The 15,336-nt window shown below is 41.4% G+C and carries 7 protein-coding genes; 5 read left to right on the top strand and 2 right to left on the bottom strand.

Annotation, left to right across the window (positions count from 1 at the left end; all coding sequences use genetic code 11):
* Positions 1 to 53: 53 nt before the first annotated feature.
* Both V7K61_RS00850 and V7K61_RS00845 read right to left on the bottom strand, forming a co-directional pair.
* Complete coding sequence (locus tag V7K61_RS00850; RefSeq protein ID WP_335050093.1) at positions 54 to 1,187, bottom strand: quinone-dependent dihydroorotate dehydrogenase; 1,134 nt, start codon at positions 1,185 to 1,187, stop codon at positions 54 to 56.
* 1 nt (position 1,188) lies between these two features.
* Positions 1,189 to 1,575 (bottom strand): hypothetical protein, encoded by a 387-nt coding sequence (locus V7K61_RS00845; protein WP_335050091.1) that lies wholly within the window; start codon positions 1,573 to 1,575, stop codon positions 1,189 to 1,191.
* Positions 1,576 to 1,708: 133 nt separating this feature from the next.
* On the opposite strand from V7K61_RS00845, the gene V7K61_RS00840 reads away from it, so the two are divergent.
* From V7K61_RS00840 to V7K61_RS00820, 5 genes are all read left to right on the top strand, one after another.
* Positions 1,709 to 4,633, top strand: a complete 2,925-nt coding sequence (locus tag V7K61_RS00840; RefSeq protein ID WP_335050089.1) for a GAF domain-containing protein — start codon at positions 1,709 to 1,711, stop codon at positions 4,631 to 4,633.
* A 998-nt stretch (positions 4,634 to 5,631) separates the two neighbouring features.
* Entirely contained in the window at positions 5,632 to 7,464 is a 1,833-nt protein-coding gene (locus V7K61_RS00835; protein ID WP_335050088.1) for a vWA domain-containing protein, read from the top strand.
* 20 nt (positions 7,465 to 7,484) lie between these two features.
* Complete coding sequence (locus tag V7K61_RS00830) at positions 7,485 to 10,232, top strand: tubulin-like doman-containing protein (protein ID WP_335050086.1); 2,748 nt, start codon at positions 7,485 to 7,487, stop codon at positions 10,230 to 10,232.
* A 198-nt stretch (positions 10,233 to 10,430) separates the two neighbouring features.
* The gene (locus tag V7K61_RS00825) at positions 10,431 to 13,487 is read left to right on the top strand and encodes a hypothetical protein (RefSeq protein ID WP_335050084.1); all 3,057 of its coding nucleotides are present in this window, start codon (positions 10,431 to 10,433) and stop codon (positions 13,485 to 13,487) included.
* 954 nt (positions 13,488 to 14,441) lie between these two features.
* The gene (locus V7K61_RS00820) at positions 14,442 to 15,299 is read left to right on the top strand and encodes a PEP-CTERM sorting domain-containing protein (RefSeq protein ID WP_335050082.1); all 858 of its coding nucleotides are present in this window, start codon (positions 14,442 to 14,444) and stop codon (positions 15,297 to 15,299) included.
* The last annotated feature ends 37 nt before the right edge of the window (positions 15,300 to 15,336 follow it).

Raw genomic sequence — 15,336 nt, 5'->3', positions numbered from 1 at the left:
TAATTCGTAATGACGCTCCTGCGTCGCTAACGCTGCGCTAACGTAATTCGTAATTAGAATTTTGGAATTTTTGTTTGTAAACCTACAGCTTCGTTGATGGAATTTAATCCGCTTTGTTCTAGCTTGGAAAGTAAACCAGCTAGAATTCGGCGTACCATCATTGGGCCTTCGTAAATCCAGCCTGTATAAACCTGAATTAAGCTAGCACCAGCAGTAATTTTTTCCCAAGCATCTTCACCAGTAAAGATGCCACCAACCCCAATAATCGGGATTTGTCCTTGGGTTTGCTGCCAAATAAAACGAATTACCTCAGTGGAGCGATCGCGCAATGGTTCACCACTAATTCCGCCGGCTTCTTCCTGGGGTGATTTGCCAGTTTGGTCTATCACCTGGGTTTTCAGTCCATCACGGCTGATGGTGGTGTTAGTGGCGATAATTCCTGCCAGTTGGTAGGTTTTAGCAAGAGTTATAATGTCAGCGATCGCTTCCCATGATAAATCTGGGGCTATCTTGACAAAAATTGGTTTATATGTAGTATTTTCTTGTTGTAATAAATCTAAGATGGCACTGAGCATAGAAGCATCTTGGAGCGATCGCAATCCTGGTGTATTGGGAGAAGAGACATTAACAACAAAATAGTCTCCCAAATCCTTGAGTAAACGAAAACTATCGAGATAATCCTGTGCGGCTGCTTCTAGGGGGGTTATCTTAGATTTTCCCAAATTTATCCCTATGGGTATCGATCGGGTTAACTCATGCTTTTCTTGTGACAAACGTGCCGCCATTACTGCTGCACCACTGTTATTAAAGCCCATCCGATTCAGAGCAGCTTTATCCGACGGGAGGCGAAACAAACGAGGACGCGGATTTCCGGGCTGTGCGTGAAAAGTTACAGTTCCTAGTTCTGCAAAGCCAAAACCCAGGTTAGACCAAATGCCCGCAGCGACTCCATCCTTGTCGAAGCCAGCTGCTAACCCTACAGGATTTGGAAAGTTTAGCCCAAACAAATTTTGTTCTAAACGTGAATCGTACAGGCATAAAGACTTCTTTAAGCGTTGGTTTATCCAACTAGAAGGCGTTTGCGATAGCCAATTAAAACTGCGAATCGTCTGCTGGTGTAACCACTCTGAATCGGTTTTTACCACATTGAACAAAAGTGGACGAATCGCAAGTTGATAAATATCCATTTCAATCCTTAACACTACGGAATTCGGTAGACTGCCGCGTTTCCTCTTTAGCTTGCCGGAGTTCGTCTTTAGCTTGTCGGAGTTCCTCTTTAGTTTGCCGTGCTTCCTCTTTAGCTTGCCGGAGTTCTTCTTTAAATAGCCGCACTTGTTCAGCAATCTGCCGCATTTCTTCAGCAGAATTTCTCATTTCTTCAGCGATCTGCCGCATTTCTTCGGCAGAATTTCTCATTTCTTCAGCAAGTTGTCGCTGCTCCTCTTGTGAAAGCCGAAAATCTTCACCAGACTCTCGCTGCTTCTCTTCTAGGAGCCTGGTATCTTCGGCAGATTCTCGTTTTTCCTCTGAGACTTGTCTTTGCTCCTCTTGGGCATCAGACGAAGTTTCGACCATTTCTCTAGCACTCCATAAATCTAACTTCAAGAACCCCTTACCTAGAGCTTTCAGCAAACACTCGTGACAATATTACTCAGGGTGCTTTTCTGGGCATCTTATATATTACAAGTTATGTTAACCAATAAATCAGATGGGGCAGCCACAAAAACCTATAGCCGCCGAACAGCAGATCCTCTCTTTGGGGCGCGTCCTCCAGAGCCTCAGAGAAGAAGATGATGTTGACGTTCTGATTGAAACTACTATTTCTTATCTCAAAGAAGAGTTTGACTACAAACTGATTTGGATTGCTCTTTACGATCGCCTGAATCACATATTATTTGGAAAAGGGGGCATCACACCCGATCGCGACATGAGCTTTTTACGCCAAAGGGTTGTTCTCAGTCCTGGAGATTTATTAGAGCAAGTAGTAATTGAACAGCATCCTTTAGGCGTAGCTGATTTGCAAACTGAAATCCGTGCCGCCGAATGGCGAAAAGTTGCCGAAAAATTCCAAATCCAAGGAACGATTATTTTACCGATTCGCTACAAAGACCGTTGCTTGGGCTTGGTATTACTGGGTTCAGAACGCTGGGGCTACCTACTGACAGGAGAAACAAAAGCACGTTTGATGATGGTTTTAGGTGAACTGGGGGCAGTGCTTTATCAAAATGAAATGCATAAGCACCAAAAGCAAACCAGGCGAACTGACGAACCATTATTAGAATTGCTAGAAAATTTACGCACCCTCAGCAACCTGAATCAAAGACTTGAAGCAGCGGTGCAAGCAACTCATAAATTTGTCTCCCCCAGCCGGACAAATGTTTACTGGTTTGAGCGCGAAGGGCGCTACTTTTGGTGTCGAATGAGCAATCAGCTGGTCAAAATGGATCGCAATTCTAGCAGTCAGCAAGCAGCAGGAATGACTGTACAGGACTTGAGCGATTTTTATTATGCTTTGGCAGTTAACCAAATTGTCTCCATTGGTGATGCCCGCAGTTCTTTAAAAAGCCATTTTACGGCTAAATTGCTGCAACGTTTGAAGGTGCGATCGCTCCTAGCAGCTCCGATTATCTGGCAAAAGAACTTAGTCGGTTTTTTGGCGGTGGAAAGCAATGAACCTCGCATCTGGACAGACACAGACAGAAATTTCGTTCAGGGTGTTGCTGGTTTAATTTCTCTGGTTGTACCGACCGAAAGCATGGAAAGCACGATCAAACAGATTCAAGAGGATGCCCAACTCACTAGCCAAGTTGCTCAAGGTATCTATAGCGAACATGACCTTCAGACAACTTTACATAGTTGTGCTAAAAGAGTTTTAGCTCGATTAGGTGCTACCCGCTTTTTGCTGTTGCAGTATGACCCTGAGCAGAAGAATTATCAATTTACTTACCAAAGTCAGCCCCAAAATCGTCGTCCGTTGGCATTTACCCTTCAGACCCTCAAAGAATTAGATGGGCAGCTTTTGCAAAGTTCAACTCAAGCGGTGGAAATTGAGAACTTAGATGAAGATTTACGCTTTTTTAACTGGCGACCCTTGTTGTTAGAGAATAATGTGCGATCGCTACTTGTTTGTAAATGCACTCATGAGCATATCCCAGCAGCACTTTTGCTGATTACTCATGACACCCATCGTTCTTGGACAACCTTGGAAAAAGAATTGCTGTGGGCTGTCAGTCAACAGATTGGTGTAATTGTTCGTCAGTGGCAATTACATAACCGCACCACCCAACAGCAAAAAACTTCCCAGGCATTTGAGCAATGCTTACGCATCTTGACACAATCCCAGAACAGCGTTGAGGTCGAAAAAAAGCATTTAGAATCTACAGCCCTCGAACAAATAACCTCAATTTTGGGTTGTCCCCTAGCGCTAATGCTATCCTGGGCACCTGGTGAAAGTCGGGCAGAAATTATTCCTGGAGTGATTGACAATAGCCAATTTGGGATTTTTTCTGATGCATCTATTTATATCCAGTCTGAAGCCTTAATTCAGTGGGCACTTGCTACAGAGAATTATCTGACTTTGAAGGTAGATAATTTACCCCCGGAAACCAGGAAATGGTTGAATGTTCCAGACAAAAGTCAAATTTTGGTAATGGCATTACGTACAACCGCTGATTATGAAACCACTGGTGTCGTGTTGCTTGTAGACTATCAAGAGCGTCGTTGGTCAGAACAAAACCTCAGTGCAACAGCAACTCTGATTTCTCAATTAGCCTGGTGGCGTCGTGAAAAGCAAATTACCCGACTTTTAGAATCCACAACCGAAGAATTACGACAACTCAACTGGTACAAACATCGTCGTCTAGAGGAAATTCAAAGAATAACGGCGCACTCCCTGAAACAAATACACGATCTGGGCATTCCTGCAAATGAACTGACTCAGATGCGCTACCAGCTATTGCTGCGGCAGTTAGACCATACAGCTACCTCTATGAGTGGAATGCTAAAACTTGAGAACTGGCAGCTACATATTAGTTGGGAAACTATGCCCATAGCTAGTTTACTGAAGCGATCGCTCGAACGCATCGACAATTTACTTAAACAACAAAAGCTGTGGATTGGGGTACATGGATTGGGACAAGCAATTGACGAGCAAGAAGCGCCCAAGAATTCTTCATTAGTTAGAGGCGTTCCTCCCTCCAGCGCTCAATCTGCAATGGCGATCGCTGGTGATATTGTCAAAATTGAATTAGTTATTCATGAATTATTGGTTACTGCCTGTAACCGTTCTCAAACCGGTAGCAGAATTGATATTTGGTGTCGCCGTTTAGATGCGTCAAGACCCTCAGATATAAAATATTCTTCTTCTACAACTGGAGGGGCTGAACATCACACATCCCTAGAATTATCGATCACATATAACGGTGCGATCGAACCACAGCTACTCACGGAACTACATGATAATACACCTAAAGATGTGCTTGCTCCTTCCAAGCTCGACCAACCACCAGCTTTACATCTGGTGATCTGTCAAAACCTCATGCAAGAACTAGGAGGAGAGTTGAATTTCTATCAGTTACCAGATAATCGGGTAGTCAGTCGCTTGTTGCTGCCGTTAGCTGTTCATGATTCTTAGTGCAGCTTTGCGTAAAATCATGGCAATTAAGGGTTGAAATTTAAATGCAGATGCGCTTCATTTTCCCGCAGTGAAGGTTAGTACAGATGTACGGTGGTTAATTACCTCACTTGTACGAGAACTGCTATAACTACAAGCGTTAACAATTTATCTTTGTCACTGTCAAGGCTAATTAAACGTAAATATAAAATTATATTGGCAATTATCTCAACTATTTTGTATATATTTACTGAGTCTATAAAGAGTTCAACAGGGGAGCATCTCAATGAGTGTAAAAACACGCTTGCCCTGGCGAATGGAATGATGCCTCCGGCACGCCAAGGGCGAACGCGGCTATACAGACAAAACCCACCTCCGTGAGTTTCAAATTCTTTGAGTCCGCGTAGGCGGACTTGGTTTGTGTCGCCGCGATTTCTAATCGCCAGGTATATTTGCAAAGGTGAGATGCTCCCGTTCAACAGTTAGCTTTTGTTAACTTGAATATCTCCAAAAAACGTGACATTTTTTTAAAATATAGTTAACATATAACTTGATAAAACACTGATAAAAACTATTATTAATTTTAATTCAGAGGAAAAATAATTAGCTGGACAACTTGTACAAAGTTTTCTATTAATTTCATTAACAAATGTTATTAAAACAGAAAATTCTAGAAAATATTCAGTATTTAATTATTGGTTAAATATTAAATTTAATACTTTGCATAAATAAAATCAAAATATATTTTTGAAATTACATATCGTATTTACATATTTAATCAACCTTTTATATTGCTTTTGGGATGGCAATAGCAGCTTGAGCCTACATTTTTTAGGTAATGAGATGGAATCAGTACATCGAATTATAATTGTCAGTTTATGGATTCTAAGTTTACAGCAAAGAGAATTATATGGATGCTACAAAATATTTACAAGCATCAAGAGGATTAAATTCCGACTCTTAAGCTACCGTTTTGAGAAAGGTGAATATAAAATTTATGTGCCTGGAGGAATCTATCAATGAGCTTTAGATACCTTAAGCATTTGTTGAGATTTCGTTTAATCCGAAGCATTCTTGTTTTGGGTCTAATATCAATTCCTAACTTGTGTAATGCATCTGCTCAGACTACTCCAAAAGGGGGAATTGACTGGATTCTAGTTGTAGATACTTCTGCTTCCATGCGTGGTGTAGGTGGAACAAAAAATATTTTTGAACCAGTCAAAAATTCTATTACTGAATTTGTGAATACGGCCAGATTAGGCGACACAGTTACTATTTATAGCTTCGATCGAGATGTCACCCTAAATGCCAATGATATCACTATTAACAGTAACCCAGACAGAGGTAAACTCAAGCAAATAATTAGCTCACTTCAAGCTGAGGGTGTGCGTACTCATACAGGGAAGGCTGTACAAAAGGCTTTGCAACATTCTGCTCTGTTAAATAAACGTGCTGATGCTCTTGGTCGTACTGTTAGTATCGTATTTTTGACGGATGGATTAGAAGATGTACGTGGTATTTCTAACCCTGTTTCTATTCCTGGTAATACCCAATTTCTACGTGAGCAACAATGCAAGCCATACATATTTTTTGTGTCTTTAGGATTAAAAGAACACGAAAAGCAACTAAATGACTTTGCTAGCAATCCAGCGCTTTGTGGGAAGGGGCAGGTATTGCGAGATCCTGGAGGAGTTCAGCTGAACCAACTGGCTCAAAATATCCGGCCAGCGCTTATTAAACCCAAACTTGATATTAATTTACCCACTGCCAACTTACCGCCAGTATCACCGGGAGCAACTACTGAACCGCTCAATATTAATGGTATTAGTAATGTCAATTCTAAGGTAAGTTTGCAACTGGAAGACCCTCAGCAAAGTGGTATTCGCTTAATTTCATCCGATCGCACCATCGACTTAGTTGCGAATCAAGCAACAGCAATCCCTGTGCGTTTACAGATACCACCGGAGGCAAAAGGGGGCGCTAGTAGCTTGCGCTTGGTGTTGATAAGTGCAGATCAGGCGATCGCACCAATTAAAATTGACCTCCCTGTAACCATTCAGTCACAACTACAAATACAACCCACAAAGATAGATTTTGGCTCAATAGAAGCAGGCAAAACCACTGAAACCCAAACTTTGGTACTTCGCACCAATATATCTGGAACAGCTAGCTTACAACTACAAGGCAATTCCAAAGACGTTTCTATAGCAGAGCCTTCAGCAGCCATATCCTTACAACCAGGAGAAAGTAGAATTCCTGTGCAGTTGCAGATTACTGATAGCAGTTTTGCAGGCGATCGCACTTTCACTTTAGTCCTGACTCCAGATAACTCAATTGCTAGCCCTGTCAGTGCGGAAGCTCATCTGTATATTTTGATGCCACTATGGCGAAAAATAGTTATTTGGTTGCTCTTACTGCTGTTGGTGTTGTTAATTGCCCTAATAGTAATTTGTTTGATTCAACGCAAAACTCCATTGGAATTAGCCGAAGATTTCCGCAACCGTAAACGCTTAGAAGGAGCGTTGGTAGTGCTAGAACCACTGCCACAATCATCGGAAGACGAAGAAATTAGTCTCACTAACCTACACAAGGGTAGAGTATGCCTGAGTGAATTGATACCAGCTATCGCTGCGACAAATTCTGATGCCGAGTTAGTCACAGTTTGGCGGTTAGGCAAAAAGAATATAGATTTGCGGTGTTTGAAAGGTGTAATTTTTGTCAATACTAAAAAGATAAATACAGATGAACTCTTCAACGAGGACATCATCGAGATTGGCAACGTTAAGTTGCAATTTAACTGGATTGAACACCAAAGACCCTCTGAAACAAGCAGTGGGCAAACAAATTTTTGAATAATATCACAGGAAAGTGAATGTTAAGTCCCACGGTTGTGCGTCCCACGGTTGTTTTTCGTCCTACCGTTGTTATCGGGCTAGGAGGAACGGGTTATGAAGTTGTACTCAAACTCAAAAAGCGATTTATAGATGTTTACGGCTCAGTTCCAGAAGTTATTCGTTTTATTTCTATTGATACTACCGAAAATATCCAAGAACGAGAAAAATCACCTGATGGCACCAAGGTTATCTTAGAACCTAATGAACTTTATGCAATTTCTGTTGCAAATCCCCTACCGTTAACACGTAACGACCACATCGCTGAATGGTGGCCTAGAGACATTTCCGCTGCCAGCTTGATCAGTGGCGCTGGACAGATTCGGGCCCGGGGACGGCTCGCCTTGTTTGCGAAAGTAGGCGATATTGACGCTTTAATTGCTCAAGCAATCAATGCTGTCCGCGAAATTCGCACTAGTAAACAAGCATTTTCAGATAACTTTCAAGTTTCCAGTCGGGATGGTGTCGAAGTTTTTATTGTTGGCAGTTTGGCTGGTGGAACGGGCAGTGGCACATTCTTAGATACAGCTTTTTTAACACGAGAACATCTGAATAATTTTTCTAATATTACGGGGGTATTTGTTTTACCGAGAGTGTTTGCCAATATTCCCCAAACTCACTTGGTGAAGTCTAATGCCTATGGCGCTCTCAAGGAAATCGAACACTTTTGGGGATTGTCACCATCTAATAGTATTGAGATTGATTATGGCATTAAAAAAATCAAAGCCGATCGCCCTCCCTTTGATGCTGTATTTTTAATTGACGGGGTTAACAAAAATGGAACTGTAGTTGGTCGTCCAGACGATTTGCAAAATTTAGTTGCAGATGGCTTGTACATCCAGATTGGTTCTCAAATCGGTTTAGACGCTGCTAACGTTGCTGATAATATTCGCGCTTATCTGGCAACTGGTGAAAAAGTTCGAGGGCGCAATATCAATTACTGTAGTTTTGGCTTTGCTACCCTGACTCTGCCAGTACAGCAATATGAGCGGATGAAATTAGAGGATGCTCAAAGCTTGCTGAAAAATGAGTTGATGGCATCTACCCCAACACTTGATTTAGAAAGCGACATCACCCGGTTTTTGGAAGATTGCAAATTAGCAGAAGCGACTACTCTCCTAAATGCGTTGACAGAAAGCGATCGCGGTGGACAGATGAAACCCGAATTTAGAATTGGCGAAATCCGTCAGGATCGGACAGCTTTGCCGACAATCAAAGAACTCTACAAACGGCAGTTAGATCAATTTGAACAACGGACGGCTCAAGAACTGGGATTGAGTTTTTCTCGCTTAGAACAGACTGCATCTGCTGCGATCGCAACTTTCTGGGAACGCGGTCTTAATCGTCCCAATGGACTAGCTTATGTTTTGGAATTTTTGAGCAAACTTTCCCAAAAATTAGACGAACTACAGCAAAGTGTCCAGCGTAAGTCGCAAGAGGCGCAATCCAGTTTTAATGCTTTGAAATTAGAACCACAAGAAGAAAAAATTAAAGAAGTTGCAGAAACTTGGTTCCCAAATAAAAACACGATCCAAGCAGCTTGTCAGAGATACAAAGAACGGGCTGACCAAAAGTGGAAGACTTATTTACATTGGAAACGGTGTGATAAAGCGGCTGAACTCTATGGTGTACTGCGGGCGAAGGTAGAGCAAATCCAGGAAAAGTGTCAGCGTCTACACAGCAACTTAGATAAAGTTTATCGAGATATAGAACAGAGTTATCACGAGGTCAACCGTCAAGGAAGTAACGATAATCCTTTTATTCACACCATTCAGCGCATCAATCTGCAATCGAAACGTCCCAAAGTTGCTGGCGAAGATTTTATCCGTTGGCATCGAGAACAGTCTCAAACTTTAACCAATTGGTCTGAGAAAAAAGCTGAAGATGTCAAGAACGAAATTCTGAAATTTGTCGATGAAGCTTACTATCCGCTCACCAGTATGACTGTTGAGCAGGTTTTAGCAGATAGTAATCCCGAAGATGCAGGGCAAGATTTGCAACAACTTGGCAAACTTGCAGTTCCCCTTTGGCAATATGAAGTATCGGAAATTCCTATTCAACAGCAGCACTTAATCACAGAATTTTATTACTACGGAGTAGAGAGCAACAACACAATTTTTAGCGATCCACCTCTTTCTAATCGCTTGCCTAAAGGAAATAATAATCCTTCTTTCGTACCGACAGGCGAACCCCATAAGGTGATGCTGTTTCGGGTGGAAGTCGGTGTTCCCTTATTTGCCTTCAACGGCATGAGGGAACTGGAGTCAGCTTACCTAGATCCGAATAAAGTCTTCAAGCACTTACATCGCAATTGGACAAACTTAGCTAATTTAATTCCTCCAGAAGACGACGGTGGGGCGTTGCGTTGGTTTGCATTAGCGCTGGCACCCGATCCTTATAAATTGGTTGTCAATCAGAGTAAAAAATATTTTGTTTCTACAGAACAAGCGAAAAGATTAGAGGGCGGAGTTTTGCCATTGGGAAGCGATCGCAAATCAGCATTTAAAGCTTTCAAAAGTAACTTGCCTCTAGTCAAGGAAATTTCTGACAAAGTTGAGCGGATTACCCACCAAGACCAAGAAAAAGCCAAATCTACTTTGCAAAACTACATCAATCACCTCAATCAGGTTTTAAAAGATGGCAAGGTTGATGCCCAGATTCAAGAACAGGTAGAAATGGAAATCCAGGAAATTGAAGCTTACCTGGAAGATTTAGATGTGATTATTTAGCGCTATAGTTTGCACTCTGAGAGGATGTTTGAAAAGTCCTCTTGTCGGTATCAAAAATTTTAGATCCCCCTAAATCCCCCTTAAAAAGGGGGACTTTGATTCCGGTTCCCCCCTTTTTAAGGGGGGTTAGGGGGGATCTAAAGTGCCTAAAGTCACAGCGAAATACTTTTCAAACAACCTCTGAGAGAGAGTGTCCCCATGCCAAAACCAACTATTTTACTTGCACTCGATCCTCACAGTGCCGCTTTTTGTACAGCCATTAAACGGCAACTGCAAAAATTTCCAGCCGATCAAACTTGTTTAATCCAAACTTATAACTTAACTTGGGATGGTCAAACTTTTGGCTTTAGTGGCGAGTTAGATCAGTTTGCTGACACGAGTTTTGATCTGGCTCAAACTCATAGTAAACAAGCTTATGTCTCCAAAATCCGTACCCAGTTCAGCGACGCGACAGGCGAACTGCAAACTGCACTGATTGAATTATTGAAAACAGCTAGTCAATCAAAAGAAGCGATCGCAGCGAAACGCCAAGGAGTAGAAATCAGCAGCACGCATCGAGTATATCTCATGCTATCAGCCAGCAATCAATTTGCTAGGGGAGTAGTTTTTGACATAGTACGCTTGATTCGTTGGCTATTTTCTAAATACTTTACAGATATTCCTTACAGCTTAGAAGCTTTATTGCTACTGCCAGGGTTATTTACCCAAGCCACAACTGCTGATTACGGTGCTGCTTACGCCTTCCTGAAAGAGTTAGATTACAAAATGACCAGTGGGGTTGTGATTACAGGTAGTCAAAAAGTACCACCTTTTGATAACTGCTGGCTGATGGATGAGCGAATTGGGGGACTGAGCGATAATTTGCCTAGCTATGCTGATGCTTTGGCAGGTTTTCTCACCGTGGAACCGGAAACCAGCGGCTTATTGCTTGGCGCACAAAAAGTACGGGGAAAAATACCCGCCTATAGTTCATTTGGTTATGGAGAATTGTTTTTCGCAGGAGAAACAACTATTAACCGTTTGAGTGCTGCCTTTGCTGCCGATATTATCAGGGAGCAGTTTTTACCAAAGGCAGAATTCACTCCCGAAGCAAGTCGCAAATGCTTATTAGATGCTAAAGGATTTGTTCTCAGTGAAGATTTCAGTAATGCTTTTCTGCAATTAGAACGAGACAACGGTAAACCAGTTTGGCAAGATTTTAATCCGCGTATTGATATCCAGGCAGGGATGGCGCGGGAATATGGGATGGAATTGCAACGTGCTTATCGGCAATTTGAAAATAAAGAGCTACTTTCTTATAAGCGCACGTTGGAAAAGTGTTGTAAACAACTACAAGGAAACCTCACCAGCTTCCTAGATCGCAGCATAAATAGCTATGTTGATGCTACACCTAGAGGCTTAAATGAAGGAGTTAGGCTATTAAACATATTGACCTTTTTGTATTTGGAACTGCAAACCGATGCCATTGGCGATCAATCTCAGAATTTGGTTACAGAACTGCGAACGGCTGAAGCATTTCTCGACTCAAGATTGCAGGTAACAATTGATCGAGAAGACACTCAAAAGCTGCTTAACCAAGTTCTATCCTTAAGATTGCGGCAGCAACAATTACAAGATAGTTTAGCTGAAAGAAAATCTGAAGAACAACTGCAAGAGCTACAAACAACTCAGAAACAGCTAGAAACAGCAGTTAATGACTATCGTCAAGCGTTAAATGCTGAAATCGAACAAGCTCGACAAATTCGCTTTATGGCGATCGCTCGCGCTCGTGAACAAGCTGAAACTGCGATCGTTGTCGCTCAGAACCACTTAACGGCGATTGAAAATCAACTTGAAACAGCTACAGATAACCTAGATGAACTGCTCACGGAAGAAAACCGTTTTCGGTCACAGTATCTAATCGTTTATCCTACCTTGGTTACTGGTGCAATATTCGCCTTGCTGATTCTGACCGGAATTTTCAGTCAATCAACGCTATGGCTGCTATTACAAAAGTTTTGGGCGAACTTAGTTACTTATCTGCTTTGGACTGCGGTAACAATTTTGACTTACTTAGGTATAATTTGGCTCAAGTACAGCACTAATATCCGCGATCGCATTCAGAAGGTTCAGAAACAAATTAAACGATTAGAAAGCACTATTAAAGCAACCGCCGTAGAATTACGTCGCAGTTATAATGAACAATTAAAGTTAGAGTACGATTTATACGCCCAAAATCTCCGTGTCGAGGCGTTAAATTATTTGATTAAAACAGCTAAACAAAGAACTGAAACCTTACGTCAAACTCTGTCTGATTTCTCTGAGATATACAATAATTTGGTTGCTCAACGCGATCGAGCTACCACAAAGTTCTCCGAAATTCGGCTGACAGTTCTGACTGATGCAGATATTGATGCTTATTACCAAAGTTTCCTTTCCACATTACCGACAGAGAAGTTTACTCAGGAACAGGTTAGCCGTTCTCAGTCGTGGAAAATTTCTACTGAAGAATTTCAGAATCAACTTATCCCCTTTGCTCGTCAGCAATTCGAGCAATTGGGTAATTTGTCTATTGGCGAAGTATTAAAGCAATCAGATTTAATTGCCGCCAATACAGCTAATTTGCGTTTGAATCAACTTTATGATAGTGCTAATTTGTTGCTGCGAATTCAAGATATTGACACTAACTTAAACCCAACTTCTCAACGGGAGATTACCCTCTGGGTAGGAACAAAAGATAAAGAACAAATTTTTGCGTTTTACAGCCGCTTTAGTCGTAGTTTAACCGCCTTAGTAGCTGAAGATGAGCAAAGGCTGTGTATTTTGACTCGTTCCTTGGGCTTTCCGGCTTATTTTCTCAGTCAAATTGAGTATTATCGAGACTGCTATGAACGGACTCAGAGCGAACAAATCGATGAAGACGAAAACATTCCCGATTTAATCCCAGAAGAAATTGGTTCTGGTAGGGAATTAAAACTAGCTTATCAAACAGTGATTTTAGCGATCGCTCTTCGGCTATTATCCCAGAATTCTCAAGGTGATTATCAATTTAACGGTCGGTCACTTGGTAAAGACCGAGAACAAATTACTTTAGCTTTAGCAACTGAGTTCACCTTTCAGGAACTCTATGGAGACTTAGAAGAACATATCGAAACATTTGAAGGTCATTTTATTTACCATAAATTACAGGAATTCGCAACATCTGCCTCATCTTTAAATCCTTACGAACGTAAACTTTTAGATCGTCTGCTCTCAGACTATAACCCTCTGAATTAGGCATTCAATCACCTTTTTTACTTCTCTGGAAATTGAATATAGACCTAACCCCAGCCCCTAAAGGACTTCTATTTAAAAAAATATTCCATCCCTGCGGGACACTCCGCGAACGTAGGGTCGCAAGGTCTTACATTGGTGTCAACTTAACGTTAAATAGGCAGTTAGAAATCGCATCTACACAGACAAAACCCACCTCCGTGGGTTTCAAACACTCAATTTTTTTAGTCCGCGCAGGCGGACTTTGTTTGTGTAACCGCGAATTCGATTCGCTGGGGCTTAAGTTGACACCAATGAAGGTCTTATGCCTCCAGTCAGATATTGAGTCTCTGACTCAATGAATGCATTCCCAGTTTCGGACTTGGAATGAGGAAAGTCTTATCAAGCTAGGTTTTTAGGACTTGCGTGTACACCGTAGCTTTTTAAGGGGGACTAAGGGCGATCTTTAGACTATGCACTTTAACCGAACCTTATTGCTACCAACTCTGACTTCGACAATTGGTACAGGCGATCGTTGCTTGATTTTACAGTGACTTGCTTGCTATCAAAGGATGCTCTGGCCCCAACATCACTTATGTGAACTCTCCCTACTGAATTTGTGAACTTCTCCCTACGGAATCCTTACGTAAATTCCAATTAAAAAACGCTCTTTTTTACTCAAGCTTTACAAGAAACTAGTGGATGCACGACTAGTATAAGTATGTAACCAATTCACTGCACCCCAGACTTAATGAGTAAATTACTTATACGGTTATTACTTATATAAAGGTGTAGAACTGGTAAATAAAAATTCGTCCTTAAATAGAAGATTTCTTCTACATAAGACAAACATGGCTTGAAAAGTTCCCAAGCTGACCATCCTGCTTGCCTATAATTTGTTCTTACTCATTAGTAAGGCAGTAGACAAGCATGACAAATTTGCAATCTTAACATCGTGAAAGAAAAACAAAAAATTGTATGAAAAAATACACCAAAGTTGTGAAGCGTTTTTTGGCATTGGTTACTCCAGCGATCGCTACTTCGATATTTGCAACCTTACCGAGCCAAGCTGCTACCTTTGCCTATTCTGAGTCAACATTTAACATCTACAACTTTAGTAGCAGCACTTTAGATGTTGGGACTGAAACTGATAATGTTACCACAGCAATTAGCACAGGTGGTCAAGTAACTGCTGATTCTAAGGCTGAGGCTGAGTTTAATATCAAGGCAAACAACTCTGCCTCTAATTTGTCCTTGAGTCAAGCTCGAGGTGAGGGTGATGGCTATACAGGGTCGGCGGAAAGCTTGGCTGCGATTACCGGTTATTATTTTATAGTAGACAAAGAGTTTTCTTTTGATTTCAGTGGCTTATTTAACCTTAAAACATCCATTGATGATGCAGTGACCGAACGTGCAAATGCTAGTGGAGAGTTCTTATATGAGTTATACGACATCGATAGTGATAGTGATAAGCCTTTGGACTCTTTCAAGATTTCTGGAAATTTATCAACTATAGGCAACAATGATGCTTTTGTATTTGAACCGAGTAGTAACATAACTTTTGATTCAAAGACTTCTGATAAATCTTTTGGCGGAACACAAGAATATGCTTTGACTACCTTTAAGGGTAAATATTCCCGTACTTTCGATAAGTCAACTCGTTTATTATTAATAGAATCTAAAATTAATCAGGTGAGTGTCTATACTATCCCAGAACCCTCAACAATTCTAGGTTCGCTGTTTAGTTGCGCTATGTTTGGTGCTGTCTCAATACGCAAGCGTAAAAGAGCTTCTTCGGCTGCGTTGTTGGTTAATCAGGATTTAAGGTCTGTTTAGTATGTTTGCACTAAGAGAAGTTCAGGTCTGGGAAATG

The sequence above is a fragment of the Nostoc sp. genome (assembly GCF_036918015.1).
Lineage (GTDB): Bacteria > Cyanobacteriota > Cyanobacteriia > Cyanobacteriales > Nostocaceae > Nostoc.
This window is presented reverse-complemented; position numbering and strand designations above follow the sequence as displayed.